19 protein-coding genes and 1 riboswitch are annotated in these 25984 nt (G+C 37.2%); of the genes, 9 read left to right on the top strand and 10 right to left on the bottom strand.

Features of this window, described 5'->3' with window-relative positions; genetic code table 11:
• The first annotated feature begins 246 nt into the window (after window positions 1-246).
• Both ABN256_RS07720 and mgtE read left to right on the top strand, forming a co-directional pair.
• Window positions 247-582 (top strand): DUF6694 family lipoprotein, encoded by a 336-nt coding sequence (locus tag ABN256_RS07720; protein WP_036935025.1) that lies wholly within the window; start codon window positions 247-249, stop codon window positions 580-582.
• Window positions 583-798: 216 nt separating this feature from the next.
• Window positions 799-970, top strand: a riboswitch (M-box (ykoK) riboswitch).
• 76 nt (window positions 971-1046) lie between these two features.
• The gene (gene mgtE, locus ABN256_RS07715; protein ID WP_196553986.1) at window positions 1047-2120 is read left to right on the top strand and encodes a magnesium transporter; all 1074 of its coding nucleotides are present in this window, start codon (window positions 1047-1049) and stop codon (window positions 2118-2120) included.
• A gap of 134 nt (window positions 2121-2254) precedes the next feature.
• Here mgtE and ABN256_RS07710 read toward each other — a convergent pair whose 3' ends face one another.
• The gene (locus tag ABN256_RS07710) at window positions 2255-2770 is read right to left on the bottom strand and encodes a SprT family zinc-dependent metalloprotease (protein ID WP_141650204.1); all 516 of its coding nucleotides are present in this window, start codon (window positions 2768-2770) and stop codon (window positions 2255-2257) included.
• A gap of 105 nt (window positions 2771-2875) precedes the next feature.
• Here ABN256_RS07710 and ABN256_RS07705 point away from each other — a divergent pair, with 105 nt between their 5' ends.
• From ABN256_RS07705 to ABN256_RS07695, 3 genes are read left to right on the top strand one after another with little or no spacing between them, the layout of a single operon-like run.
• Window positions 2876-3199 (top strand): ArsR/SmtB family transcription factor, encoded by a 324-nt coding sequence (locus ABN256_RS07705; RefSeq protein ID WP_072069293.1) that lies wholly within the window; start codon window positions 2876-2878, stop codon window positions 3197-3199.
• Between the two features lie 3 nt (window positions 3200-3202).
• Window positions 3203-3637, top strand: a complete 435-nt coding sequence (locus ABN256_RS07700) for a YeeE/YedE family protein (protein ID WP_072069292.1) — start codon at window positions 3203-3205, stop codon at window positions 3635-3637.
• Window positions 3638-3641: 4 nt separating this feature from the next.
• The gene (locus ABN256_RS07695; protein ID WP_072069291.1) at window positions 3642-4055 is read left to right on the top strand and encodes a DUF6691 family protein; all 414 of its coding nucleotides are present in this window, start codon (window positions 3642-3644) and stop codon (window positions 4053-4055) included.
• Window positions 4056-4136: 81 nt separating this feature from the next.
• Here the strand turns inward: ABN256_RS07695 and bcsC are convergent, their stop codons facing one another.
• From bcsC to bcsR, 5 genes are read right to left on the bottom strand one after another with little or no spacing between them, the layout of a single operon-like run.
• A complete protein-coding gene (gene bcsC / locus ABN256_RS07690; RefSeq protein WP_340893530.1) occupies window positions 4137-7445 on the bottom strand; it encodes a cellulose synthase complex outer membrane protein BcsC in 3309 nt (1102 codons plus the stop codon).
• A gap of 4 nt (window positions 7446-7449) precedes the next feature.
• Complete coding sequence (gene bcsB, locus ABN256_RS07685) at window positions 7450-9771, bottom strand: cellulose biosynthesis cyclic di-GMP-binding regulatory protein BcsB (RefSeq protein ID WP_349439313.1); 2322 nt, start codon at window positions 9769-9771, stop codon at window positions 7450-7452.
• A 60-nt stretch (window positions 9772-9831) separates the two neighbouring features.
• Entirely contained in the window at window positions 9832-12417 is a 2586-nt protein-coding gene (gene bcsA / locus ABN256_RS07680) for a UDP-forming cellulose synthase catalytic subunit (protein ID WP_340893528.1), read from the bottom strand.
• Window positions 12417-13154 carry a cellulose synthase operon protein YhjQ/BcsQ gene (locus ABN256_RS07675; protein WP_115350682.1) on the bottom strand — a complete coding sequence of 246 codons (738 nt, stop codon included), beginning with the start codon at window positions 13152-13154 and terminating at the stop codon, window positions 12417-12419. Before ABN256_RS07675 ends, bcsA begins: the two co-directional genes overlap by 1 nt.
• Window positions 13155-13162: 8 nt before the next feature.
• Window positions 13163-13354: a cellulose biosynthesis protein BcsR gene (bcsR, locus tag ABN256_RS07670; RefSeq protein WP_197268953.1), complete on the bottom strand. Its 192-nt coding sequence runs from the start codon at window positions 13352-13354 to the stop codon at window positions 13163-13165.
• A gap of 859 nt (window positions 13355-14213) precedes the next feature.
• On the opposite strand from bcsR, the gene bcsG reads away from it, so the two are divergent.
• The gene (gene bcsG / locus ABN256_RS07665; RefSeq protein WP_197268954.1) at window positions 14214-15968 is read left to right on the top strand and encodes a cellulose biosynthesis protein BcsG; all 1755 of its coding nucleotides are present in this window, start codon (window positions 14214-14216) and stop codon (window positions 15966-15968) included.
• 175 nt (window positions 15969-16143) lie between these two features.
• Here bcsG and metK read toward each other — a convergent pair whose 3' ends face one another.
• Window positions 16144-17298: a methionine adenosyltransferase gene (gene metK, locus ABN256_RS07660; RefSeq protein WP_072069285.1), complete on the bottom strand. Its 1155-nt coding sequence runs from the start codon at window positions 17296-17298 to the stop codon at window positions 16144-16146.
• Window positions 17299-17989: 691 nt separating this feature from the next.
• Here metK and speA point away from each other — a divergent pair.
• From speA to ABN256_RS07645, 3 genes are all read left to right on the top strand, one after another.
• On the top strand, window positions 17990-19897 hold the full coding sequence (speA, locus tag ABN256_RS07655) for a biosynthetic arginine decarboxylase (RefSeq protein ID WP_340893525.1): 1908 nt from the start codon (window positions 17990-17992) through the stop codon (window positions 19895-19897).
• A gap of 103 nt (window positions 19898-20000) precedes the next feature.
• Complete coding sequence (gene speB / locus ABN256_RS07650) at window positions 20001-20921, top strand: agmatinase (protein ID WP_349439312.1); 921 nt, start codon at window positions 20001-20003, stop codon at window positions 20919-20921.
• Window positions 20922-21257: 336 nt separating this feature from the next.
• Entirely contained in the window at window positions 21258-22037 is a 780-nt protein-coding gene (locus tag ABN256_RS07645) for an acetoin reductase (RefSeq protein WP_196553993.1), read from the top strand.
• Window positions 22038-22097: 60 nt separating this feature from the next.
• Here ABN256_RS07645 and mutH read toward each other — a convergent pair whose 3' ends face one another.
• The 3 genes from mutH to leuD form a co-directional block, all read right to left on the bottom strand.
• Window positions 22098-22775, bottom strand: a complete 678-nt coding sequence (mutH, locus tag ABN256_RS07640) for a DNA mismatch repair endonuclease MutH (protein ID WP_349439311.1) — start codon at window positions 22773-22775, stop codon at window positions 22098-22100.
• A gap of 624 nt (window positions 22776-23399) precedes the next feature.
• Entirely contained in the window at window positions 23400-25079 is a 1680-nt protein-coding gene (gene sgrR, locus ABN256_RS07635) for an HTH-type transcriptional regulator SgrR (protein ID WP_340893521.1), read from the bottom strand.
• 295 nt (window positions 25080-25374) lie between these two features.
• Window positions 25375-25980 carry a 3-isopropylmalate dehydratase small subunit gene (leuD, locus tag ABN256_RS07630; RefSeq protein WP_072069281.1) on the bottom strand — a complete coding sequence of 202 codons (606 nt, stop codon included), beginning with the start codon at window positions 25978-25980 and terminating at the stop codon, window positions 25375-25377.
• Window positions 25981-25984: the final 4 nt, after the last annotated feature.

The raw sequence follows: 25984 nt of genomic DNA, 5'->3' as shown, positions 1-25984 counted from the left end.
TCTATTTTTCTATTTTTTGCCCTGTTAATTTATTAACGGGGTTTTTTATGTCTATTCTTCCCATTAAATGTGGTATTAATCTGGAAAATACCCCCCTTTATTTTAAATTAAACTCCATTTTTATTTATTCAGAATAATAAAAGTATTGAAATGGAGGAGTTAATAAAAATATATTTTAATCAGTGTGAAGTTTCCTTATAAACATTCTGCTATTATTTAAACTATTGATTGGGTAAGGGGGGGTATATGAAAAAATTGTTAGTTATTTGTTTGTTTAGTGTCATGTTATCTGGCTGTGAAAAACCTCAACAAACCCTTGATGGCTCTAATGTAGAGTCATTACGTATGTCAATTGTTGAAATGCGTAATTCTCTCCCCCTTGATGAGCAAGCACGTTTTGACGAAGCAATAGAATTAGCGATCCTTAATGATATTAATTTTAATGATTTAGTGATTGCAGGGCGTCATAAGAATGGCGATATGATCACCCGTAAAATGTGCCAATCATTAGATGGTAAAACGGTAAAAGAGATATTTTCACAAGCAGAAGAAATAAGAGTGCAAAAATTAGCATTTAAATAATCAATTAATAAACAAATTACCTCTGATTTATGCGATTTTTACTTTCGTAGAAGAGGTTTATTTCTTTTTATATATTAGTTCAAAATGAAATTATGTTATTTAATTGCCTGGTGAATATTCTTGGCATCATTTTCAATAGAACTTAAACAAAATCGTTATCGTGCTTTCCATTATAATGTGAGTGGTTATAATGCGCGCCGCATTCGCAAGAAAATGGCAGTATCTCGTTAGGCGAGGCTCCTATACAAACACAGGTTACTGATCTGACGACGTCGAGAGACGCCCAAGATTAGGACAGGATATATCGACCGAAGGTATATCCCCATGTAACTTCCAGTATTCATCGGATACGTTGTATAGTGCTAAAACCGAGACGTGTAGATAGCTTTTGCATTCTCGCTTCTGGTTTCGCCCCTATGGAGAACTGATTTGCTAAACACAAACAGTAATAGGGAACCACAAAAATGACTTTCAATACTCAAAACAAAATGGATGCTGTATTAGTTGCAGATGCATCCTTAAACACACCGCAAAACAACTCAACTCAAGACCAATATAATCGTTTAAAAGATGATGCAACCGTTAGTGCTTATATGAGCCAGTCTTATATTGCAGTTTCTGTCGCTGATTCTGTTGAAAATGTGAAAGCTCAATTGGTTAATGATTTAAAAGATGAATTAATTCCAACCTATTTATATGTGGTGGATAAAGATAATTATCTTAATGGGATTTTACCTGTTAAATCATTATTAACCGCGGCAAATGATCTGTTTGTGTCTGATGTTATGCGTCAAACTTTTTTCTCTGTATCACCTGAGCAGAATCGACATGATGTATATCAATTGATTAGCCATAGCGGTTTAGACAGTGTACCTGTGATGCATTTTGGAAAATTAGTGGGTGTGTTACGTCCTCAAGATATTGCGGAATTGATTGAAGATGAAAATACCCTTGACGCACAGATGCAAGGGGCAACGTCACCATTAGAGCAGCCTTATTTAGAAACCAGTCCAGTGACATTATGGCGTAAACGTGTTGTATGGTTATTGATGCTGTTTGTGGCAGAAGCGTATACCAGTACGGTATTACATGCTTTTGAAGATAGACTAGAAGCCGCCATTTCATTGGCATTCTTTATTCCATTACTGATTGGTACTGGGGGAAATAGCGGAACGCAAATTACCTCAACGCTTGTTCGTGCTATGGCGTTAGGAGAAGTTAGCTTACGCAATGTGTGGTCTGTTTTAAGAAAAGAGATAACAACATCCATCATGGTTGCGTTAACCATGGGGATCGCGGGTTTTGTACGAGCTTGGTTCTTAGGCGTTGGAATGGAAGTGATGATTGTTGTTGGATTAACACTTGTTTCCATTACCGTTTGGAGTGCAATTGTTTCGTCTGTTATTCCAATGGTATTAAAGCGTTTAGGTATTGATCCAGCTGTTGTGTCAGCACCGTTTATCGCAACGTTAATTGATGGTACAGGTCTTATTATTTACTTTGAAATCGCATCTCATGTGATGAGCGAGTTTGCCTAAGACAATCCCACATATTTATTCTCAAGATAAAGCCGATGTGATTTTACTAACATATCGGCTTTATTTTTTGCTAAATTTTATTCGAATTAAATGCATTTTAGGCAAGGCTGAGATCTGCTACCTAGTGAATTAGGCTAGAATTTCGATTGTTCTATAAATTGCAAAATTGATTGACAATGACGGCAACGATATTGATTTTCACCACGTAACACCTTGTTATGACGGCGGATTGTAAGTTGATGTTCTTCTTCACATTGGCAAGCATAACGAAAGGTTTTGGCTTTAACAGTACTAACATCAAAATGATGGGTACGTTTAGCTGAAACGCCTAATACTGTTTCCATCATCCATTTCCACTCTTTTCCATGAGGCGCTGCGCGACCGAAATGTCGATTAACTAATAAGTGCGCTAGTTCATGGGGAATAACTTCCTCAATAAAATTCTGTTTATTTTCAATCAATAATGTAGGATTAATACGGATCTCCCAATTTGCATAATAGGCACTGCCTGCAATAGTCCCTCTCTGATTATAATGTAGAGTAGGTTCTGGGTAATTTGTATTAAGATAAAGATTAGCCTGCTGCAATTTTTCACGCAGTGTTCGCATAACGCTTTGCACTAAGGCGATGGGGACTCTTACCGTTTTCATGTTACAGAGCATATAGCGCCTTATACAAACACGCAATAAAAAGAAAACTTGCACAATATATAAATTAACATATTATTAAAAAGTATATTGATTATGGAGTTTACCATGACACAACGAGTTCAACCTGATTTATTAGATGCAATGAAATCGGCGGCTAATGAAGCGTCTAGCATGCTTAAGACGCTAGGAAATGGCGATCGCCTTTTATTATTGTGCCAATTAAGTCAGGGTGAAAAAAGTGTGAGTGAATTAGAAGAAAGTTTAGGTATACGTCAACCTACACTTTCTCAACAACTGACTGTTTTACGCAATGAAGGATTAGTGAATACTCGTCGTGATGGGAAACGTATCTTTTATTCTATTGCTGATGAAAAAGTATTAGTGCTTCTTAATACGCTTTATCAGCTTTATTGCCCTATAGCAGGTTAAGTTATGAATATAGATTGGGTTCACTTTACGCCTTTAAGTGCAGCAATAGGTGGACTAATGATAGGTGCGGCTGCCGCTATTTTATTGTTATTTAATGGCCGCATCGCAGGAATAAGTGGAATTTTAGGTGGTATTTTATCAATAAAACAGCAAGGGAATGGCTGGCGTTGGGCATTCTTAATTGGCATGTTAATAGCACCTACACTGTTTTATTTTTTTGATAAACCTTTAGCGCCAGTGATTGAAACATCACCTTGGATGTTGATCATAGCAGGTGTGCTGGTGGGAGCAGGTACACGTTTAGGTAATGGTTGTACTAGCGGTCATGGTATTTGTGGATTAGCTCGATTATCGCGTCGTTCTATCGTTGCTGTGATAGTGTTTATGGTGACCGCTTTTATCACTGTTTATATTCAACGGCATGTAATGGGAGGATAATAAAATGACAAAGTTTGTTGCTTTTCTTTGTGGCCTTCTATTTAGTGCAGGGTTGATCGTGGGTGGAATGAGTAACCCACAAAAAATCTTAGGGTTTTTGGATATTACAGGAAACTGGGATCCTTCTTTATTGGTAATCATGGGGGCAGGTCTTGTTGTCAGCATTATTGGCTACCAATTAACACGCCGTAGACAACAAAGTATATTAGCGTGCCCTTTAAATATTCCAACCAATAAGATTATTGATAAACCTCTCGTGTTGGGGAGTGTGTTATTTGGTATTGGCTGGGGATTAGCTGGGATTTGCCCGGGCCCAGGTTTGGTATTAGCAGGGGCGGGATTTTATCAAGGTATTTTATTTGTTCTTGCCATGATTACAGGTTGGTTATTAGTCGGCTTTTTGCGTAAAGCACCGTAATGGCAATGTAATCTGCTTATATTTGTAGAAATATTAAACGGGAAGCTCTAGGCTTCCCGTTTGTGTCTGACGAGTTGAACATTATTTAAAGTCAGCGTAAGGGATCAGAGGATTTGGCGGTAAATCTAAATCTCCGTTCCAGCCATCAAATGAATAACGTAAATACATTAATGCATGGCTAGGGGTATAGTTTTTAGCTTGTTGAATATCGATAGCTGCGCCAATAAACCAATGCGGTGTAATGCGATGTTCAACTAATGCTCTTGCGGTATAGCCAATGCCAGTACCCGAGTCACCTTCATCAACCGCATTACGCTCTTGATAATAAAGTTTCATCATTTCTTCTCGATCTTCAGGACTAAGTTCATTCATATAGCGATTAAACTTATCGACGGAGACGAGATTTTGTAAGGGGTAGCGTTTTCTGTCATCAGTTTGGGAGTAAGACCAAGAAACTGAGCCTGATAATTCCCAAGACCAGTTTTCAGTGCGTTCACGATAATTAATCGGTATTCCTAAAGAAACATATTTTTGAGGACTATAATAACCACCTTGACCTAAGGTATAACCACTTAAATCTTTATCGTAATGCCAAAGCATCGAACTTAATCCTACGGAAACCCGACGATTATTTTCATTGATAATTTTATAATAGTAGCCGCCCATTCCTCGGATACTACTATTATCTTCAACGTTTTTACCCGTGAGTTTATCAATAGAAACTTCCCCCCAGTAACCGTCTTTTCCGCCAAGATCATAACTTCCACTCAAACGGATACCTGTTCTCCTTACACCTCCCCACGTTTGGTTTGTCCAAATATCTCGTTGTCCACCAAAAGCAAGTAAAGAGCTATTAACCGGGCGACGATGAATATCAAGTGTCCAACCCACATTAAAAAGATCATGACTATAGGCAATTTTACCAACCCAGTCTGTCACTTCAAAACCTAATGGTGTTGTACCCAGATCCCACTGCCATTGTCCATTTTCCCAACCAATTGCAGGGCTAACACCAAAGGCTTTTTGTTCCAGAGGAGAACAGCCTGTACGGTAACAAGTTCCAAATTTAGAGTCATAAGGTGATGTACCAAGTTTACCACTATTGAGATTGACTAAATCTGCCCGCCAAAAAAAATGGCCATCATAAACAGGATGATCAAGTTGTAACATCGTAGTGTGAGCACGTAATTTTGAATAACCTTCACTTCCACTAGAGCCCCAATAATCATGTTCTAGTGTAAAACGCCATTCTTGCTGACGATAGAGTGATTCAGCATCGGCACGTAAGCTTCGAGATAACCAATTATCTTTTTCGTCATTACGCATTAATGTGGTGTATTCACTATTATCGTTGGGCAATCTATCTGTTATTCCGTCTTTGATCATGGCTTGTTGATAATAATAGTGGGCTTGCTGACGGTGTTGTCCATCACGCTGAAAACGTGCAATATCGCGTAACACTAAAGCGTCAGCACTCTCCGGCTCTTTCTCAATTTGTTGAGTTAAATACGCAAAGTAATGTTGTGCTTTTTCTGTATTACCCACCTCTTTTTCTGCATTAGCAACACGTCTAAGAGAATTACTATTAAATTGGTTTGGTGAAAGGGTTTCAATTTTAGCAAGATAATATTTTGCCTGTGCTTTCTTTCCTTGCTCTAAGGCAATATCTGTTGCGCCCAACAATGCAATTTCATTGTTGGGCTCTAAATTGAGTGCGGTATGATAATAACTTAAGGCTTGTTCAAGGTTATTTCGTTCTTCAGCCCAATTTGCTAATAGTAAATAAGTTTGAATTTTTTGCTCTGATGGAATATGAGCAAAAAGATAATCAACGGCTTGTTGTTCTTGTCCTTTTGCTCGTAAAGATTCAGCATGTGCAAATATTTCACCAGAACGTAATCGGCTATCTAACGCTTTCATACTTTCACTACGTTGAGATAAAGGAATTGTTTTTAGCGTATCAAGAGCCTGTGTTTCTCGGCCTGTTTTGTTCAGGTATAGCGCATAAGCATAAAGGCGAGATGCATCATTAGGGAGACGACGATTTAATTGATTAAAATATTCTTCAGCTACAGTGGCTTGCTGTGTCATTAATAAATCATCAGCAAGACGATAAATATTCCAAACATCATTAGGATAATCTTTAGCGATTGCTTTACGTTTTTCAATGGCACTTAGATATTGCTCTTTATGCTCATCATCAGCAGCTAAATCTTGTCTGATACCTGAAATGATATAGCTATAATCTTCTGCCAAATTTTTATATTGTCTTGGCGTTAACTGGGAAATAAATTGTTGTGCTTTTTCATGGGACTGTTGGCGATAAAGTTTCGCTAAACTATGTAAAGTAGCGGGATGATTGGGTTGATATTTTAATGCCTGTAAATAATATTTTTCCGCTACCTCTAATTGGTGTTGCGCAATAGCGATATCACCTAAGCCAAGATAAGGTTCACTTTTATAAGGGCTTAATTTATTAAGTTGATTGAAATAGCGCTCCGCTGTTTCATAATCTTGTATTAATAGGGCATCATCAGCTTTGGAAACCAAATACCAATATTGATTAGATTGCAACATTGTTTGCCATTGACCACTATTATCATGATTTGGTGCTAATTTTAACGCCTGAGAAAGATAATAAATTGCGGCACCACGTTGATTAGCACGAGAATAGCGGATGCCTAAGGCACCTACAATATCAGCATTATCAGGCTGTTGGCGTGCTTTTTGCTTCAATGTAACAAGAGGCAATGACGAAACATCAGATTTAGGCTTTATGCTTGCCATACGACTTGTTGTTGCCATTATTGTTTGTTGCTGATAAATACCCGCTATTTTTGCATTTTGAGAGTATTGCCGATAAACATGATTAAGTCGGTCTATTTTATCCTCGTGTGAGGATTGCATTAGCACTTGGATATACTCTAGCGCTAAGGTTTCATCAGGTGGCATTCCCCGATAGATTTCATCGTATAAAGTTAAGGCATCATCATAACGCCCAGCGGTGCGATAAAGCTGAGCTCTTTGTAGTTTTTGCCGATTTTCATCTGTTGTTAATGATAACGTTTTTATTGCACGCTGATATTGCTCTGATTGTGGAAATTGAGTGCCTAATTGAGTAAATAACAGTTGTGCTTTTGCACTATCTTTCTGTTTTACAGCAAACTGAATTTGCATTAATAATATATTAGGATCATTGGGTTTTATTAAAGATAAACGATGTAGCGATTGAGCCACTAAAGCTTTATTTCCTGTAGATGTCCCTAATCTCACTTGCTCTTGCAAAAAGGCTTCAGTTGTTTCTTCACTGGCTTGTGTGACAGGCAAGAAGCCTGTCAGCACAAAAAGAGCAATAATAGATCGTCGATGCGAGTGACCAAAATGCCACATAGCCTTAGTCCTTAGCCGCTAAACGACGTTGGCTTCTTATTTTCATTGCTCGCCAAATAAGAAGAGAGACAAGAATAATACCAATGATTGCTGCTAAACCAAGCCAGACTGGATGAGAAGCAAAGACATACCAAACTTCCTCCCACCAAGGTAAGTAACCTACATAATAAGTATCACCAACACGTAAGCTATTAACACCAGATTCTCTGACTAATACCACGGAGCCATGCATTGCATCACGTTTACCACTATCGCTGATAGCTTCATTTAATAGCTTGTAACCTTGTGTACTATCAGCTAATAGAGCGACTACGCTACGTTGTGAAAAGAATGGTGATTGGAATCCGATAATGGCTCCCATTGAGCCCTTAGAAGTTAAGGAGATCCGACTATCTGGACGTTTATCTGTAGGTTGATAGCTAGTATGGCTAAATATGCTGATTTCACGAGAAGGCAATGTAATTTCACTACGTGCCTTATCAATCAATACATTCATCTGTTTGTCATTATTTAATGCGGGTGGAATAGTCCCTATGAGAAGTAGGTCCGCATCTTTTTTTTGTAGCTCTTCTAATGAATCAGTTAGTGAAACATTAAGCGCTGGGTAGCCTGTTTGAGCACCAATATTCCCTGTAGAGATCAAAAGAGTTGATAACTGAGTCGGAGACGGTTGCTGATTGACAAAAATGAGTGTTTCAGAAAGGTCGGCATAACGGCTAAATGGAAAACCTGCATGGCTGTAAACACGTAAATCAGGTAAAGCGATATAATGTCGATAATCACCTGTAAAATTGAAACTGGATAAATCATCAATAGCAACAGCGTTTGGAACAGGTTGATAAGTAATACATTGCTCAGTTGAACCTCCCGGTATTGGATTAGTGTAATCAAATGCAAATGTAATTTGGTTACGTTCACCTAATTTTACTGCAGGGATATTTAATAAATTTTTATGCTCAATCCAGCCTTGAATAAGTGGTAAGTAAGCAATAACAAGATTGTCTTTTTTATCTTTTTCGAGAGGATAGGACTTAATGAAATGGTCATTTACTGAAATAGACATACGTGAATTATCTTGAAATGCAGGCGTGGTATAGCGATAACGCAATTGCATTTGTAATCCCGTATTATTAAACATAAAGAGATCAGGAGGTAAGGTCATATTTAACGTAATAGGATTAGGTTTTAATCCTCGTGATTGCAATTGACCTTCATAATCTTGTAACGTATTAAAATAAATAGGTTTATTTAATTGAACCCATTTGGGTGCATCGTAAGGCTCGCGAGGGATAAGCTTTTCTACTTCATTGATAGTGACAACATTTCCTCTGAAAATAACTTGCCCACGAGCGATACCATTTACTGCAGTGATCAAATCATTATCATCACGTCCCATAATCAGAAGCAATTTGATATAAGGATTTGTTGGATGAGTCAGCATTTCGATAGTGGGAGCATTAACATCAGCATGCTGTTTTAAAAATTCAGGTTTTTGTTTATTGGTCGCAAAAACAATACTGTGTTGATTTGGTAATGCATCATAAAACACAGGATAATTTTGCTGACGCCAATCGACTTGAGTACCAAACCAAGAGGTGAGTATTGCAGCCGCTTTTTGTTGAGTGAGGTTAGGTGATTGGCTGAAAACCATCGGCAGAGTTATTGAACCGAAATCACGGCTATCAAAGAATGGCTCAGGAAAATGAGCTAATTCATTACTTAAACGGAGCGACTGGAAGGTCAGATTTAATTGGCTACTTTTACTGACGTCAAGCCAAAGCGTGGTATTAGCTTGATTTTCACAAATCTCACGATAGTGACCAATAAAAGAGAGTTTTATATGGTTAAAATCTTGAATGAAAAGCGGATCAATCGGTAGGGTGGTTTGATTTTTCTTACCTAAATCTTCTGGTTTTAGAGTAATAACACCCATCATTTCATCGTTTAAATAGACATTAAGATGAGATTCGACAGGAAGCAACGATGGTGAAGGCGTAAATTCTAAATCTAGGGTTGCTTTTGAAACATATTCATCACTCCGTACACCAAATTCTAAATAGCCATCTGGGCTGACCCCAGTTAAATGAATAGCGCCATAGCTAGGGGCTGTATTTGCAAATTTCAGTGTTTTTTGACGCACAGAAGGCGCTATATCACCAGATGACAATGGTGTATTTGTTGGCTCTGCTTGAGAAATAACTTCAGATGCTGCTTCAGTTATTGTGACTGGTGGCACTGAAGTATTCGTTTGCACTTCTTGCGTTTCATCTCCATGGACTGAAGAAGTCAGCATAAATAAGGCAAGTATGAGAAAACGTTTTTTCATTATTGTTACCCAATGATCTTATTGTTTATTAATAAATTCCCAAAAAACGGAGTTTTTCCTTTAAGACTGATGAAATATTTTTGAAACATTAACGTGTTGAGGGAGTAAAGATGAAAGCCACAGCAAAAAGAGGCCGAGTAGGCGGAAAGTGGCATAAATAAAGTAAGGTGCCCGTTTTAACAAGGTGTTATAGCCTTGCATACTGATGAAAATAATATTTTTGAGACTATTTAAAGGTTTATCTATAGGAAGATCGTGTTGCCAATCAGCCCAGATATCAGCTCTATCAAAGGTACAAGCTGTAAAATCAATGGCTTTTTGCGTAGTCATTTCAAGTAGTTGCAACCCAATAATTTGTCCATCAATACGTGAAATACTGGCTTTAAAAGCATGCTCTCGCTGATTTTGGCTCAAGAGTAGGGTGATATTTTCATTTTGAGGTAAAGAGAGAGTGACATTATTAGGCAATAAAATTGCGCAGCTATTATCAGAGAAATCATAAAGATAGCATCTATAGAGAGCACCGTTGTTTAACAACAACATAGCCGGAACTTTGACTCTAACGCGAGGAAAACGACGTTGTTGTTTAGTTTCAACAGAAACTGCAATTGCAACACCCAGTAAGACAAGGTTATAGCAAACCCATATTAGACACATAACAGTCGCCCAAACTTCGTCAGGGTCGCCAGTTGCTATACGCCAAAAAGCAAACAAAATACCCAATAAATTCAGATTGAAAAAGATTAAGTAAGGGCGGTTAATATTCCAATCAACAAACCCTTCTTCCATCACTCCGCCTTTTTCAGTAACGTTAAATTTGCCTTTATATGGGGAAAAGAGGGTGCTTAATACAGGTCGAGTGGTGTACCACGCTAAAATCGTTTCATAGACTTCACCCCAAAATGAATGGCGGTAAGCACCTTGTAATTTCGCACTTGCCAGAGATATGTGGATCAAATACGGCACAACATACAAGGCGATAGCGATGGCGGGTGCATAAATGATGTAGGCGTGAAAAATAAGAAATGTCAGGGGGGCTAGTAAGAAAATCATACGAGGAATGCCTGAGAAAAAATGCAACATGGCATTTAAATAACAGAGGCGCTGTGGAATGCTTAGTCCTTTACCAAATAGAGGATTATCAAGGCGGAATATTTGTACCATGCCTTTTGCCCACCGAATACGCTGTCCGATATGTGCCGATAATGATTCAGTTGCTAGCCCAGCAGCTTGTGGTATACGGATATAGGCAGATCGCCAACCATGGCGATGTAAACGTAATGAGGTATGTGCATCTTCGGTGACAGTTTCAACGGCAATACCGCCAATTTCATCTAGTGCTGTGCGGCGTATAACTGCACAAGAACCACAGAAAAACGTAGCATTCCAAGTATCATTTCCATCTTGAACTAACCCATAAAATAGTGTGCCTTCATTTGGTGTTTCACGGAAATTCCCTAAGTTACGTTCAAATGGGTCAGGCGAGAAAAAATGGTGAGGTGTTTGTACTAACGCCATTTTTTCGTCTTTTAAAAACCAACCCATCGTAAATTGTAAAAATGAACGTGTTGGAACATGGTCACAGTCAAAGATAGCGACAAACTCACCCGTTGCTTGTGTTAATGCATGATTGATATTACCGGCTTTGGCAAAGTCATGTTTTTCACGCGCGATATAACGAATACCTACTTCTTGTGCAAATGCTTTAAATTCGGGACGATTACCATCATCAAGTAGATAAATAGAGAGTTTATCTTTAGGCCAATCTAAATTTAAGCTGGCATAAATAGTGGGTTTAACTACTTGCAGATCTTCGTTATAAGTGGGGATAAAAATATCGACACTTTGCCATTTTGTAATATCTTCAGGCATGGAAACGGGGTTTCTATGCAGTGGCCAAATACATTGCATAAAGCTGAGAAATAGCACACACCATGCGTAAGTTTCAGCAAGTAACAGCAGTAAACCGCAAAAAAGACTAAAATTATCAACCCAATACAGCGTAGATTGATAACGCCACCAGATATATCGACATGCAATGGTAAGTGCCAACATAATCATGGCAATGGAGGCAAAACGGCCAGGGATCTCACGGATCGCTAAAGCTACTAACCAAAGAACAACTACAAAAACAAATTGGAAAGTGAGATCAAATGGTTGAGTAATGCTTAGTAAAATAAAGAAAATAGCTAAAACAGCAATGGCAGAGTAAAGCAGATATTGCCAAATGGAGGTGTTCTTTTTCTTGTGTTGAATGAGTTCAATTGCAATAGGTGAAACCTGAACAAAGAATTTTTTGTACAGATTTCGGATATGGGAAATAAATTGGGTTGGTTTTTTCACCAATAAATACCCAATGTAATGACATGTTAACCAAATGCTTTGTAATAAATAGCGCAAAGGATCGAAAATTTTAGGGCAACGAGGATTAATATGAGGAAATAACTCACGCTGTTTTTTGGCTATTTTTCGCCAAAAAGATGATTCCATTCGTAAAAAAATCCACATAATGCCGATAAATAGCTCATTAACAATGGCTGCGCTACGAGAGGCTCCGTTATGGCGATAGAACTTGTAATAACGAATAAGAATGTGTCGTGGCACATTATTTTCTGTTTTTTTCTTGGCATCGAAAGATGATGGCATTATGGCTGTCCTTCTTTCCTCGCTAATAACGGAATACACCATTGGGTTAGTTGTGTGATTTCTTCAACTAACATGCAATTGGCTCGATAATCATATAAAGGTAAACGTGAGGCACACGCTTCTAATGACGCTTCATCTCGATGAAGAACCGCAGGGCATAAGGGAAAAGAAGTAGTTTGCCAAAATTGATAAAAATCTTGGTGAACTTGGCTAGTTGCTCGAAATTGATTAATGAGTATGTACTCATTTTTACCAAATTCATGTTGATTTAGGCGGATATGGCAGTTGCTTTCAGCCATTGCAACAGTGAAAAAAATAGCCGCTTTTTCTATCCAAGGGGTAAATAACGTATCTTGTGTATGTTGCAAGTCCATTAAAATAATGGCGTCTGGATGCAGTTGAATAAAGGATGATAAAAAGTGATTGAAATGCTGTTTTGCTGAAAATGATAACTGTAAGAGTAAATTATCCTTCGTGTTAACCAAACCAAAAGGTAAAACTTGATAGTGTGGCCGATAGTTAAAAATACACTCCTCTATGGGGGTTTGTGCCAATAATGCCTGACTTAATGTAGTCATTTTTTGCTGTGCAGGGAAATAAAAAGACAAAATACTTTCAGTGCAATTATCAATAATAAGCACTTTTTTATTTTGTTGATTAAATTGCCGAGCAAGAGCAATTGCAGTGGATGTTGTACCCACTCCGCCTCGTATCCCTTTTAATACAATAAGTGGCATAGTTAGCCTCATTTAGTCATGTAATGAAATGCATTGAGTAATGGCCATCGATAAATAAGCACACTATTTTCTTCTTCTTTATTAATATCCTGATAGTGATAGTTATTTAATGAAAATAATTTTTTTAATTTATCGATGTCATTATTTAGATTATTTTTTTCTATTTTTATATTTAAGTTAATAAAAGTTTCATTTCTCATTTTAATAACCTCCAGATAAAAACAAAACAAATTCTTTCCAGGATTAAATTCCCAGCAAAAGAATGTTTAATTAATATTACTTGCTAATTATTTAAAATTTCTAATTTAGAATATGCTTTAAAAATAATTATTTCAATTACGTAAAAATACATAAAATAGATATTTATTATCTTTTTTTTGTAATGGCAGTTATTGGTTTTTCTTTTTAATTCGTATTTTATTTTTTTGAATAATGGATTTTTAAAATAATGATAAAATGAGTTTAACTGCAAAATAAGATAAATAAAAAGAATTGTAAATTAGTTGATTATAACAATACATTAAATTATTTAATTATGACGATCATTATTGTATGTTGATCTTAATCATTTTTAACCACAAACCCTTTGTATAATAATCATTTTTTGATTATTTTTGTTTTTATATTAAGGGGTTTATTTCTTTACTGTAGCGGATGTTTTTAAATTGTTATTAATTGTTGTTTATCTGTTGTTTGTTTTGTTTTTATTTCGAAATATAAAAATAAGATAACTCTGTCTTTTATTAATCAATGAAAATAATGCACCATTTTTAAAAATAGTGACTATTCTATAAATAGAAGCTTGAGTTTTTTCTTTTAAATTTCGACTTAAATTAGTTGGTTTTTTATTATTATATTTTTTATATAAGAGACCAGTGATTGTCTGGTTAATTTATTTTTTCTTTTTTATTTAGGGGTTTTTACTAAGTGGTTAAATAAATATTCTCTTATAACATTATTTAGTAGTTAATTTAATATCAGAAGTAATAAAAAGACAGATATGAATCATCATATAACTGTCGAGTTGGATTTATTTATACTAATAAGTAGGAAATCAAAATGAACAAATCTAATTCAACCCAATTCGATTTTTTACATTACTGGCATGGGTTGGGAGCATGGAATTTCTATTTTTTACTAAAGTTTGTTTTACTTTGGTATGGTTATTTAAATTTTGATGCTTTTAGTAATCTAATTTTCCTCGCATTTTTATTGTTTCCATTACCTAAAAACATTTGGCATAAAATGCGTAATTGGATTGCTATCCCTATCGGAGTCATTTTATTTTATCATGATACATGGTTGCCCAGTTTTTCAACAGTATTGGCGCAAGGAGGTCAACTTAAGCAGTTTTCGTTTGATTATCTTGTCGAATTATCCGTTAATTTTATCAACATTAAAATGATAGGTGTTGCCTTTATTTTACTGGTGGCTTACCTGTTTATTGAGCAGTGGGTAAGGGTTTCTGTTTTTATCATTGCGGGGGTGCTTTGGTTAAATATTGGGGGATTCACTCATTTTTCACAAGGTATGGTGCCTGCTGTTTCAGCAAATAGTTTTACCCAAGAAAATAGTGTCAATAATGAGATAAGTAGTGAACAGGCCAGCGAAATTGAAGTGTTACCCGCAACCGTTGGATCTCCAATTTCCACGCTTGTGGCGCCTGAAGTTATTACGAAACCTGTAGAAAAAACAGCAATGGGAACGCTTTATCCTCCCCAAAAACATCAGTTTAATAATAAAGTATTAAATGATTGGTTAACTCAATTTTATAGCTATGAGAAAAAACGCATAACACCATTCCCAGCGCAGTTGTCTGCAGATGCTCAACCTTTTGATATCTTAATTATTAATATTTGTTCACTTTCAACAGCGGATGCCGCTGCTGTAGGCCTACAAGAGCATCCTATTTGGGGAAATTTTGATGTGCTATTTAGTCACTTTAATACTGTCTCTTCTTATAGTGGCCCTGCATCATTAAGATTATTACGTGCTAGTTGTGGTCAGACTCACCATTCCGATTTATATGATCCGACCGATACACAATGCTTGTTAATGGACAATTTATCTTCGTTAGGATTTGCAAAGAAATTAGTACTCGATCATAACGGGAAGTTTGGTCATTATCTTCAAGAAATTCAGCAGCTTGGTAACCTTAATGTCGCTTTACAAGATCAAAAAAATCTTTCTCATCAAATAACAGCCTTTGACGGCACTAAAATTTATAATGATAAAGAGACGTTGATGCGTTGGTTGCAAGGGCGTGAACAATCAAATGAGAGTCGTAGTGTGACATTTGTGAATTTAGTGTCATTACATGATGGTAATCGTTTTGTAGGGGAAAATAACACCGCTGATTATGGTAAGCGAGCCAGCACTTTATTAGACAGTTTAGATAACTTTATGAATGAGTTAGATAAAAAAGGAAGAAAAGTGATGGTAGTCATTGTGCCGGAACATGGTGCCGCTTTACAAGGTGATAAAACACAGATGTCAGGTTTAAGAGACATTCCTAGCCAAAGTATTACTACAGTACCTGTCGGTATTCGTTTTACAGGGATCAAAGATAGAGCACAATTTTATCCACCTGTAATTGTTGAAGAGCCAAGTAGCTATTTGGCCTTGTCTGAATTTATCTCTCGTAATGTTAATGGTGATGTTTTTAATCAATCTTCTATTGATTGGAATGCATTAGCCAGTGAATTACCTCAAACAGCCAATGTTGCAGAAAACCAAGCTACCATTGTGGTTGATTATCAAGGTCAGTCTTATATCAAGTTAAATGGAGGTGAGTGGATTAATTACCCTAACTAGCTTGTTATAAAAAATCATTTCATTATAAGTCTATGTTCTCGTTTTCTCCTTTTGAGATCCCCGTGTTGATTGCGGGGTTTTTTTTATGGATTTAGAAATAAAGAGTAATAAAAAACCACATCTCAAAGATGTGGTTTTATCAAGCAGTTAATAGCGTGATGTTATTGGCAGAGGATTATTTTAAACCTGCGGCTTCACGTAAGATTTCTGCTTTATCTGTTGCTTCCCACGGGAATTCAGGGCGACCAAAATGGCCATAAGCCGCAGTTTTTTGGTAGATTGGGTGCAGTAAATCTAGCATTTGAATTAATCCGTAAGGACGTAAGTCAAAGAATTCACGCACTAACAGAATAAGTTGTGTTGTTGGGACTTTTTCAGTACCAAATGTTTCTACCATAATTGATGTTGGCTCTGCCACACCGATTGCGTAAGAAACTTGAATTTCACAACGATCTGCTAAACCAGCAGCAACGATGTTTTTAGCAACGTAACGTGCAGCATAAGCTGCTGAGCGGTCTACTTTCGATGGATCTTTACCAGAGAAAGCCCCGCCACCGTGACGTGCCATACCGCCGTAAGTATCGACAATGATTTTACGACCCGTTAAACCACAGTCACCCATTGGGCCACCGATAACAAAACGACCCGTTGGGTTGATGAAGTATTTAGTTTGCTCATTTAACCATTCTGCTGGCAGAACAGGTTTGATGATCTCTTCCATCACCGCTTCATGCAGGTCTTTTTGTGAAATATCTTCAGAATGCTGAGTTGATAATACAACCGCATCAATACCAACAACTTTATTGTTGTCATATTGGAAGGTAACTTGGCTTTTCGCATCAGGACGTAACCAAGGTAAAGTGCCACTTTTACGTACTTGTGCTTGACGCTGAACTAAGCGGTGAGCATAAGTAATTGGTGCAGGCATTAATACGTCAGTTTCGTTAGTCGCATAACCAAACATTAAACCTTGGTCACCGGCACCTTGCTCTAAAGGATCTGCTCGGTCAACACCTTGGTTGATATCTGGTGATTGTTTACCAATCGCACTGATAACTGCGCAGGAATTAGCATCAAAGCCCATATCGGAACTGGTATAACCGATTTCACGAACGGTATTACGTGTAATTTCTTCGATATCGACCCAAGCTTTGGTGGTAATTTCTCCGCCTACCATAACCATGCCTGTCTTAACGTAAGTTTCGCAGGCAACGCGTGCTTTTGGATCTTGTTCTAAAATTGCATCCAGAACAGCATCAGAAATCTGATCTGCAATTTTATCTGGATGACCTTCTGAGACTGATTCAGAAGTAAATAGGTGTGTAGTCATTATATCTTGTTACCTTAATACAAACGGTTTAAGGATGGATGTTTTAACATCTAGACGTCTATTTTATGACTCTTCTCTCTTTAATTCCAGCTTTTTTTAATCAAATATAGGGATAAAATAGAATCAAACAGTTAATCTTATTTTTTATTGCGTGCTATTTACTGATGATAAAAGATCGAAAATAAGAAAAAAAAAGGTTTTTGTGCATTTTGCTTTTGCATTTTATGTTAACTACAGGTATAAACTCGCGGTTACTGTGAAATCTGAGCACAGTGTAAACCGCAGAATTTCTAATTCTGTTTCTCTGTTAGGGAAATGGCTTATAGGTTTAAGCCATGTGTGGAGTGAATGGGTAATGATCCATTGTCTACAGGTTAGTCTTTTCAAAAACCAAAACAGCACTCGCCAATACTATACTCGTAGTATATCTAGAGTGATTTCCTCTCTGAGCTCTTTCTCTTTAGAGCGAAGTTGTCTGTTACTTGCCAATAGGTGATTGTGTTAACTGATTAAAGGTTAACTCAAGAACTTTCTACTATTATGTCCTGCGAATAGCTGGATAATCATATAAAAATATATAGAGAGTCATTACTTCCAACTGTTATTTATCAGTCGTTTCAGATTTTTGTCAGATAATTGACTACTATAGTGACAGGCAAGGTATAAACTCATACTCCCTAAGGAGAATGTCATGAATGATAACATCGCTCGTAAGATGCAGCAGACCTATAACATTGCATATTGGGGGGGCGGTTACTATTTAGCGAACAATCGGGGAAATATTAGTGTTTGCCCTAATCCTGATGTTCCTGATGCCACTTTTGATTTAACCGAGTTGGTTAAACGTGTTCAAGAAGAGCAAGAGCACTTGCGCTTACCCGCGCTTTTTTGCTTTCCTCAAATTTTACAGCATCGTTTACGTTCGATTAATGCGGCGTTTCATCGTGCGCGTGAATCTTATGGTTATAAAGGTGACTATTTTTTAGTTTACCCAATCAAAGTAAACCAACAACGTCGTGTTATTGAGTCATTAGTTAATGCAGGAGAGCCTTTAGGTTTAGAAGCAGGTTCTAAAGCTGAATTAATGGCCGTGCTTGCTCATGCCAATATGACAAGCTCTGTGATTGTGTGTAATGGTTATAAAGATCGTGAGTATATTCGCTTAGCACTTACAGGCGAAAAGCTTGGGCATAAAGTTTTCTTAGTGATTGAGAAAATGTCTGAGATAAAAATGGTACTCGAAGAAGCTGAACGTTTAGAAGTTATTCCACGTTTAGGTGTTCGTGCTCGTCTTGCTTCTCAAGGATCGGGTAAATGGCAGGCAAGTGGTGGTGAAAAATCAAAATTTGGTTTAGCTGCGACGCAAGTTCTGCAATTAATTGATATGTTACGCCAAGCTGATCGCTTAGAGAGTCTACAATTACTGCATTTCCATTTAGGTTCACAGATGGCGAATATCCGTGATATCGCAACCGGTGTTCGTGAGTCAGCGCGTTTCTATGTTGAGTTGCACAAATTAGGCGTCAATATTCAATATTTTGATGTAGGTGGCGGTTTAGGTGTGGACTATGAAGGTACTCGTTCACAATCTGATTGCTCGGTTAACTATGGCCTTAATGAATATGCAAATAATGTTATTTGGGCAATTGGCGATGCGTGTGATGAAAATGATTTACCGCATCCAACTGTGATCACTGAATCAGGGCGTGCGTTAACTGCACATCATACTGTATTGATTTCTAATGTCATTGGTGTTGAGCGTAATGAATTTACCGCGATTACGCCACCTGAGGAAGATGCAGCAAGACCAATCGCTAGCCTTTGGGAAACATGGGAAGAGATGCAAACCAAAGGGCATAGTCGTTCATTACGTGAATGGTTGCATGATAGCCAATTAGACTTGCATGATGTGCATACTCAATATGTTCATGGCATGTTAAGCCTGACAGAGCGTGCATGGGCAGAAGAGTTATATTTAAATATCTGTCGTCGTATCCAATACGATTTAGATCCAAGTAATCGTGCTCATCGCCCAATTATCGATGAGTTACAAGAACGTATGTCAGATAAGTTCTATGTTAATTTCTCATTATTTCAATCTTTGCCTGATGCATGGGGTATTGATCAATTATTTCCTGTATTACCAATTGAAGGGTTAGATAAACCACTAGATCGTCGTGCGGTACTACTCGATATTACGTGTGACTCAGATGGTATTATTGACCATTATGTTGATGGTGATGGTGTTGAAACAACGATGCCTATGCCAGCTTATGATCCTGAATACCCACCTATGATTGGCTTCTTTATGGTTGGGGCTTATCAGGAAATTTTAGGCAACATGCATAATTTATTTGGTGATACTGCTGCTGTTGACGTTTATCTTGATGACAAAGGGGATCTTACTTACGTCCAAAGCGAAGAGGGCGATACCGTTGCCGATATGCTTCAGTACGTTAAGTTAAATCCAACGGTGTTGTTAGATCGTTTCCGTACTCAAGTAAAAAATGCACAGTTAGATGAAGCGTTGCAAGAACAATTCCTGACTGAATTTGAAAGTGGTTTATACGGTTATACGTATCTGGAAGAAGAAGAGTAATTCTTAACTTTCCAATGCAGGAGTGATGTTATTAAACATCACTCTTTATCTATCATATTGATTTGTATGTTACTTATTTAAAATAAGTGACAGAGGTAATAGCATGAAAAATAGTACGTTAGGTAATGAGACTGATAATTCATTGATCTCTAATGCATTTGGTTTTTTACGTTTTCCACTGAATTTTCAGCCTTATAGCAGTGATGCGGATTGGGTTATTACGGGTGTGCCTTTTGATATGGCAACATCAGGTCGTGCGGGAACCCGTCACGGACCGGGTGCTATTCGTCAAATTTCAACGAATTTAGCGTGGGAAGGTAACCGCTGGCCGTGGGATTTCGATATGCGTGAGCGCTTAAATGTTGTCGATTGTGGTGACTTAGTTTTTAACTTCGGTGATGCACAGGATATGAGCGATAAACTACAAGCTCATACAGAGAAGTTATTAGCCACAGGCAAAAAGTGTTTAACCTTTGGTGGTGACCACTTTGTCACATTACCTTTATTACGAGCTCATGCTAAACATTTTGGCAAAATGGCATTAGTCCATTTTGATGCGCATACAGATACTTATGGTAATGGAAGTAAATTTGATCACGGTACCATGTTTTTCCATGCACCAAATGAAGGATTAATCGATCCTAATCACTCTGTTCAAATTGGTATTCGTACTGATCATGACAGTGATAACGGCTTTACCGTGTTAGATGCAGCACAAGTTAATGATCGTGGTGTGACAGATCTTGTTGATCAGATCAAAGGTATTGTTGGCGACTTACCTGTTTACCTGACTTTTGATATTGATTGTCTTGATCCTGCCTTTGCACCAGGAACAGGAACACCGGTTGTCGGTGGATTAACAACAGATAAAGCACTGAAGATCTTACGTGCATTGCAACCGTTAAATATTGTTGGTATGGATTTAGTTGAAGTTTCTCCTGCTTACGATCAATCTGATATTACAGCGCTTGCTGGGGCTACAATTGCACTTGATATGTTATATCTGCAAGCAACAAAAAAATAATTTCTATTAACCCCCAGAAAATAAAGACAAGGCGATATCTTTTTAGGTGTCGCTTTTTTATTTTTCTTCTATCTATGAATAAGTTAAGCATTTTTTGCTAATAAATAAATTCACATCCTCAAATGTCTTTTCTGCTTTTTTTAGCGCTTATTTTATCATTTGTTAAACGCTTATTCTAAATGATAATCATTTATAGAGTGTTTAGTTGCTATTATTGAGTTTATTAGCGAATAATTGTTATTTTGTCATCCGCCTGTTTAATTGCTACTGTTAATCTATTAACAAAGTTCTTTTTTAGAAGAGCTTTTTCATCTGTAAATATTCAGGAGAAAGACAATGGCTTTGAATGGTAAAGTAATTTTAGTTACAGGTGCTGCTCAGGGAATTGGCCGTGGCATTGCATTGCGTTTAGCGAAAGATGGTGCTGATATTGCTCTGGTTGACTTGAAAGCAGATAAGTTAGCAGATGTTGCAAAAGAAATTGAAGCATTAGGGCGTAAAACAACCATTTTTGCTGCAGATATTAGTCATCGTGATGAAGTTTTTGCTGCTGTTGAGCACGCTGAAAAGACATTAGGTGGCTTTGATGTCATGATCAATAACGCGGGTATTGCACAAGTAAAACCTCTGGCTGATGTTACACCTGAAGATATGGATAAAATCTTCAAAATTAACGTAAATGGGACTATGTGGGGTATCCAAGCAGCCGCAGAAAAATTTAAGGCTCTGGGTCATAAAGGTAAAATTATTAACGCTTCATCCATTGCTGGGCATGATGGTTTTGCAATGTTAGGCGTTTATTCAGCAACTAAATTTGCTGTACGTGCACTGACACAAGCAGCTGCAAAAGAGTATGCTAGTGCTGGTATTACGGTAAATGCTTATTGCCCAGGTATTGTAGGTACTGATATGTGGGTTGAGATTGATGAGCGCTTTGCTGAGATAACAGGGGCACCAAAAGGTGAGACTTATAAGAAATATGTTGAAGGTATTGCTCTGGGGCGTGCTCAAACACCTAATGATGTCGCAGCCCTTGTTGCCTTTCTATCAAGTGATGACTCTGACTATATTACAGGCCAAGCAATTTTAACTGATGGCGGTATTGTTTATCGTTAATCACTAATCGAGATTATTTACCAATACCCTGTGTGATTTAGCGTAGTAACACAGGGTATTTTATAGCTGAAAATAACGGGCCAGTAGTGGGGCTGTAAAATTCTTTTTCAAATAAAAGCCTCTGGGCAATGTCATAATACTCTGCCCATTTTCTCCAATTGCTTCCGTTAATGCTTTGCTGTTTGCTGCTTTAGGACGAATTTGTAAGACTTGCCCATGACGCGCAGTAATACTTTCTACTTTGCCCAGTACAATCATGTCCATTAACTCTTCCCAATCATGGCGTAATAATTCTTCTTCTGTATGATTTGGGCTCCAAAGTAGTGGAGAGGCAACACGACGTTGCGCTAATGGAATATCTCTTTCACCTTCAACAGGAACCCATAAAACTCTAGAGAGTTTACGTTTTACATGGCTGTTTTCCCATGTAATACCACTATTACCTGTTAATGCTGCAACACAGACAAAGGTGGTTTCTAAAGGCATACCTAGTCTATCAATCGGGATCGTTTTAAGTTCAATACCCAACTCACTGAAATCTTGTTCGGGTTTACTGCCTGCACTTGCACCTAAATAATACTCTAACAACATTCCTACCCAGCCTTTATCTCTTTTTAGGTTGGCAGGAATAGGTAATTGTGCACAAGCAGCAAGTTCACCAAATGTATAACCTGCTAGGGCTTTTGCTCGTTCAAATAAAATCTGCTCATTTTCAGGTGCTACAGGTGGTGTAAACATAGTTATGATCTTCTTGCTTAAAAAATAGACAGAAAAAAAAGGTTGTTGATAATGTATTTCACTTTATTTCATTTAAATCATAATAGCATGATATATCATCATTTTTTTGAGTTAATTCTTCAATTGAAATTTATAATATCAAGTTGTGCACGGTTATCCTGAAATCATAAACAGGCTTTTACACTAGGTTATCCACAGCTTTATGGGATAACTCACAGAAAGTGAGATCACTGTTCTGATTTACAGCCTTGACTTTTGCAGATATTCCTCAAAATTATCCTATTTTGTCTAACTAATCGGCATAACCTGTGGATAAAACACTCTGTGGTTATTTTTTGTACGATTTAAGGCGGTGAGTCTTTTAATTGTTTTATCCAATCGACGAAATAGGCATTTAAAACTAGCTACTAATTTGAATTATAAGTGATATTTTAAAATTTATATCAACAGTCTTTTTTAGGATATAAAAACTATACCCTGATTATCTCACTCTTTTTCACATAGATATCCACAGAAAAAGTGAATAAATCCCCTAAGCATTTATGTGGGTGTTTATAACTTTCAAGTTTTCTGTGAATTAACTTAAATCGTCACAATCATGACGATGGAAAAGTTCGTTATCTCTTATTCTGGTTGTTGTAGCTCAATATCAGGTGTGAACCATGCTGATTTGAAATCAAACCAACCAAAAGTATTCATTTTGACACCACGTATGGTTCTTTGTCCTTGTAACTCAAGCAAATGGTGAAATAAAGGATAAAGCCAAATATCGTGTGTTAACTGATGGCACCACTCTTCTAGTGGTAGCTTTTTTTGATGCCATAAAGAGAGATCGTGTGTAAATGATCGCCCTAAACAGTGATGAAAAAGAGGTAATTCATAGAGAGTAGCGAAAATAGAAAACGCTAAGGGTTTATAGAAATTTACCGTTGCTAACCAGATATCACTTTCTGCTTTACCGTAATACCATTGTTCATAATCGAGGACTTGAATAGTGAGCTCAATATCATACAGAGATAAAATATTTTTGATGAGTTCAGCGATAGTGCTGTATTCATGATGCTCTTTATATAGTGTGACTGTCAGTTTGGTTAACGATGCAGGTTTGGGATGTTGGCGTATTAATTTACTGTGATGCCAATGAAGTAGTAAACCATAAGCAGGAGACCAATGACGTTGATAGAAAGGATCACAATGTGTCAGCATATTAACGGGAGTTAATACACTGCTTAACCACTCCCTTATTTCTATTTGCTGGCATTGTGCTGAGCGACTATCATAAAGTAAAAAATAACATCCTTCCTCTTTACGACTTTCCAATGAATCTTTGTTTGTATCATCATCTGTTAAATGAATGGTTGAACAGACCATTTTTTTATTCAGTTCTGGGACAACCCATATATCAATTTCATCTAATAATGCACGTAGTCCAAAATAGCGATTAAAGGCTTTTATTTGCAGTTTATGTTGATCATTAGCCATGATTTGATAAGCACCAGTGCCTATTGGGTGCTGTGCAAAAGCTGGGAGTGATGCCCATTCTTGTGGCAAAATAACAGCTTGAGGGCTACCTAATAACGTTGCAAATTGTTTATCTGCTTCGTTTAAGAAAATATCAAGCACATAAGGTTGAGGTGAGGAAATTCGTTCTATATGTGCATAAAGTGGATTGCATCGCTTCATACGCATTAAAGAAGTGCTGATGTCTTCAAAAGTAAGCTCGCGACCATGATGGAAATAGATAGAAGGACGTAAATAAAATCGCCAATGTTGCTCTGTGATCATTTGCCAATGGTGAGCTAATTCTGCTTCGATTTCCCCATTTTCCTCTTTTAAATGCACCAAAGAATTAAATATTTGGCTCATTAAATGTAATTCAGATCGTCTTAAAGGCGTACCTGGCAATAAATTTCTAAAAGGGCGATAGTAAATAATTCGAAGTAACTGTTGACCAGGATGAAAACTTTTCTCAATTTGAGAGAGCACCATTTGACGTACAGAGTCTTTATCTCCCATTAGTGCAACAAGCTTTTCAATATCGTTCTCTTCTATTAATCGCTCAGCTCGATTTTGTTGAATTTCCTGCGCATTAGATTGAAAACTTAGTGTGGATTTTTTGCCTCTACCTACTTCTGCTTGCCAATTTATCCAGCCTATTTCTTGCATTTTATTCAATAAAGAGCGGACATGACGGCGCGTACAATGTAGCGTTTGTGCTAATTCTTGTAAGGTGGTTTCAGATGTTTTTCCCTGAAATGCTTGCCATAGGCGAATAAATTGTAACTCTAAGCGGGGTGTGGACATAAAAGAGGAAATCCCTTAATAAAGTGTTCAATTTTAATTTCCTTATATTAGACCGATAATGCTTGTGTTTAAAGTTAGCTCTCATGTTAGTTATCACAAATTATGAATACTGACAGACTCCCCCATTTGAGCATTCGGTGATTGCCGGCCAGTGATAATTGATCACTGGCTTTTTTATTGGCTATTTATGGAAATAGTTTCATTGAGGCAAAAAAAAACCGTAAACGAATTTACGGTAAGAATGACAAAGTAAACATCACAGAAAGTAGTAGAAGAAGGTAAGAAATTGTCTTTATTAGCGCATAAAGGCCGGTTGATTTGCCTCGTAAGCGCTAATGTCATCTTGGTGTTGCAGCGTTAATCCAATACTGTCTAATCCTTCAATCATGCAATGACGGCGAAATGAATCGATTTCAAAAGAGAAACATAATTCACCGGCTCTGACTTCTTGTGCAACTAAATCGACAGTAATCGGGGTGCCTGTGTGTTGTTTCACCCAATCAAATAATTGTGAAACTTCATCGTCACTTAATTTGATTGGCAATAATTGGTTATTAAATGAATTACCGTAAAAAATATCAGCAAAACTAGGGGCGATAACGGCGTGAAAACCATAATCTGTTAATGCCCAAGGTGCGTGTTCACGAGATGATCCACATCCAAAGTTTTCTCGTGCTAATAAAATAGAAGCGCCTTGGTAAATAGGCTGATTCAAAATAAAATCTGGATTAGGCTGAGTACCTTCATCATCCAAGAATCGCCAATCATGAAACAGGTGCTTACCAAAGCCAGTGCGAGTGACTTTTTGCAAAAATTGCTTAGGAATAATGGCATCGGTATCAATGTTTGCTGCATCTAAAGGAACCGCAATACCGGTATGTTGAGTAAATTTATTCATCATGTTC

This window comes from Proteus sp. fly-1008, from assembly GCF_040140305.1.
Classification (GTDB): Bacteria; Pseudomonadota; Gammaproteobacteria; order Enterobacterales; family Enterobacteriaceae; genus Proteus; species Proteus vulgaris_B.
This window is presented reverse-complemented; position numbering and strand designations above follow the sequence as displayed.

Excerpts from the sequence above, each read along its gene's own strand:
- bcsG (WP_197268954.1), top strand. The coding sequence starts at position 14,214 with ATGAACAAATCTAATTCAACCCAATTCGATTTTTTACATTACTGGCAT.
- ABN256_RS07695 (WP_072069291.1), top strand. The coding sequence starts at position 3,642 with ATGACAAAGTTTGTTGCTTTTCTTTGTGGCCTTCTATTTAGTGCAGGG.
- ABN256_RS07705 (WP_072069293.1), top strand. The coding sequence starts at position 2,876 with ATGACACAACGAGTTCAACCTGATTTATTAGATGCAATGAAATCGGCG.
- bcsB (WP_349439313.1), bottom strand. The coding sequence starts at position 9,771 with ATGAAAAAACGTTTTCTCATACTTGCCTTATTTATGCTGACTTCTTCA.
- ABN256_RS07710 (WP_141650204.1), bottom strand. The coding sequence starts at position 2,770 with ATGAAAACGGTAAGAGTCCCCATCGCCTTAGTGCAAAGCGTTATGCGA.
- ABN256_RS07700 (WP_072069292.1), top strand. The coding sequence starts at position 3,203 with ATGAATATAGATTGGGTTCACTTTACGCCTTTAAGTGCAGCAATAGGT.
- ABN256_RS07645 (WP_196553993.1), top strand. The coding sequence starts at position 21,258 with ATGGCTTTGAATGGTAAAGTAATTTTAGTTACAGGTGCTGCTCAGGGA.
- leuD (WP_072069281.1), bottom strand. The coding sequence starts at position 25,980 with ATGATGAATAAATTTACTCAACATACCGGTATTGCGGTTCCTTTAGAT.
- sgrR (WP_340893521.1), bottom strand. The coding sequence starts at position 25,079 with ATGTCCACACCCCGCTTAGAGTTACAATTTATTCGCCTATGGCAAGCA.
- speA (WP_340893525.1), top strand. The coding sequence starts at position 17,990 with ATGAATGATAACATCGCTCGTAAGATGCAGCAGACCTATAACATTGCA.
- bcsA (WP_340893528.1), bottom strand. The coding sequence starts at position 12,417 with ATGCCATCATCTTTCGATGCCAAGAAAAAAACAGAAAATAATGTGCCA.
- speB (WP_349439312.1), top strand. The coding sequence starts at position 20,001 with ATGAAAAATAGTACGTTAGGTAATGAGACTGATAATTCATTGATCTCT.
- ABN256_RS07675 (WP_115350682.1), bottom strand. The coding sequence starts at position 13,154 with ATGCCACTTATTGTATTAAAAGGGATACGAGGCGGAGTGGGTACAACA.
- mutH (WP_349439311.1), bottom strand. The coding sequence starts at position 22,775 with ATGTTTACACCACCTGTAGCACCTGAAAATGAGCAGATTTTATTTGAA.
- bcsR (WP_197268953.1), bottom strand. The coding sequence starts at position 13,354 with ATGAGAAATGAAACTTTTATTAACTTAAATATAAAAATAGAAAAAAAT.
- mgtE (WP_196553986.1), top strand. The coding sequence starts at position 1,047 with ATGACTTTCAATACTCAAAACAAAATGGATGCTGTATTAGTTGCAGAT.
- bcsC (WP_340893530.1), bottom strand. The coding sequence starts at position 7,445 with ATGTGGCATTTTGGTCACTCGCATCGACGATCTATTATTGCTCTTTTT.
- ABN256_RS07720 (WP_036935025.1), top strand. The coding sequence starts at position 247 with ATGAAAAAATTGTTAGTTATTTGTTTGTTTAGTGTCATGTTATCTGGC.
- metK (WP_072069285.1), bottom strand. The coding sequence starts at position 17,298 with ATGACTACACACCTATTTACTTCTGAATCAGTCTCAGAAGGTCATCCA.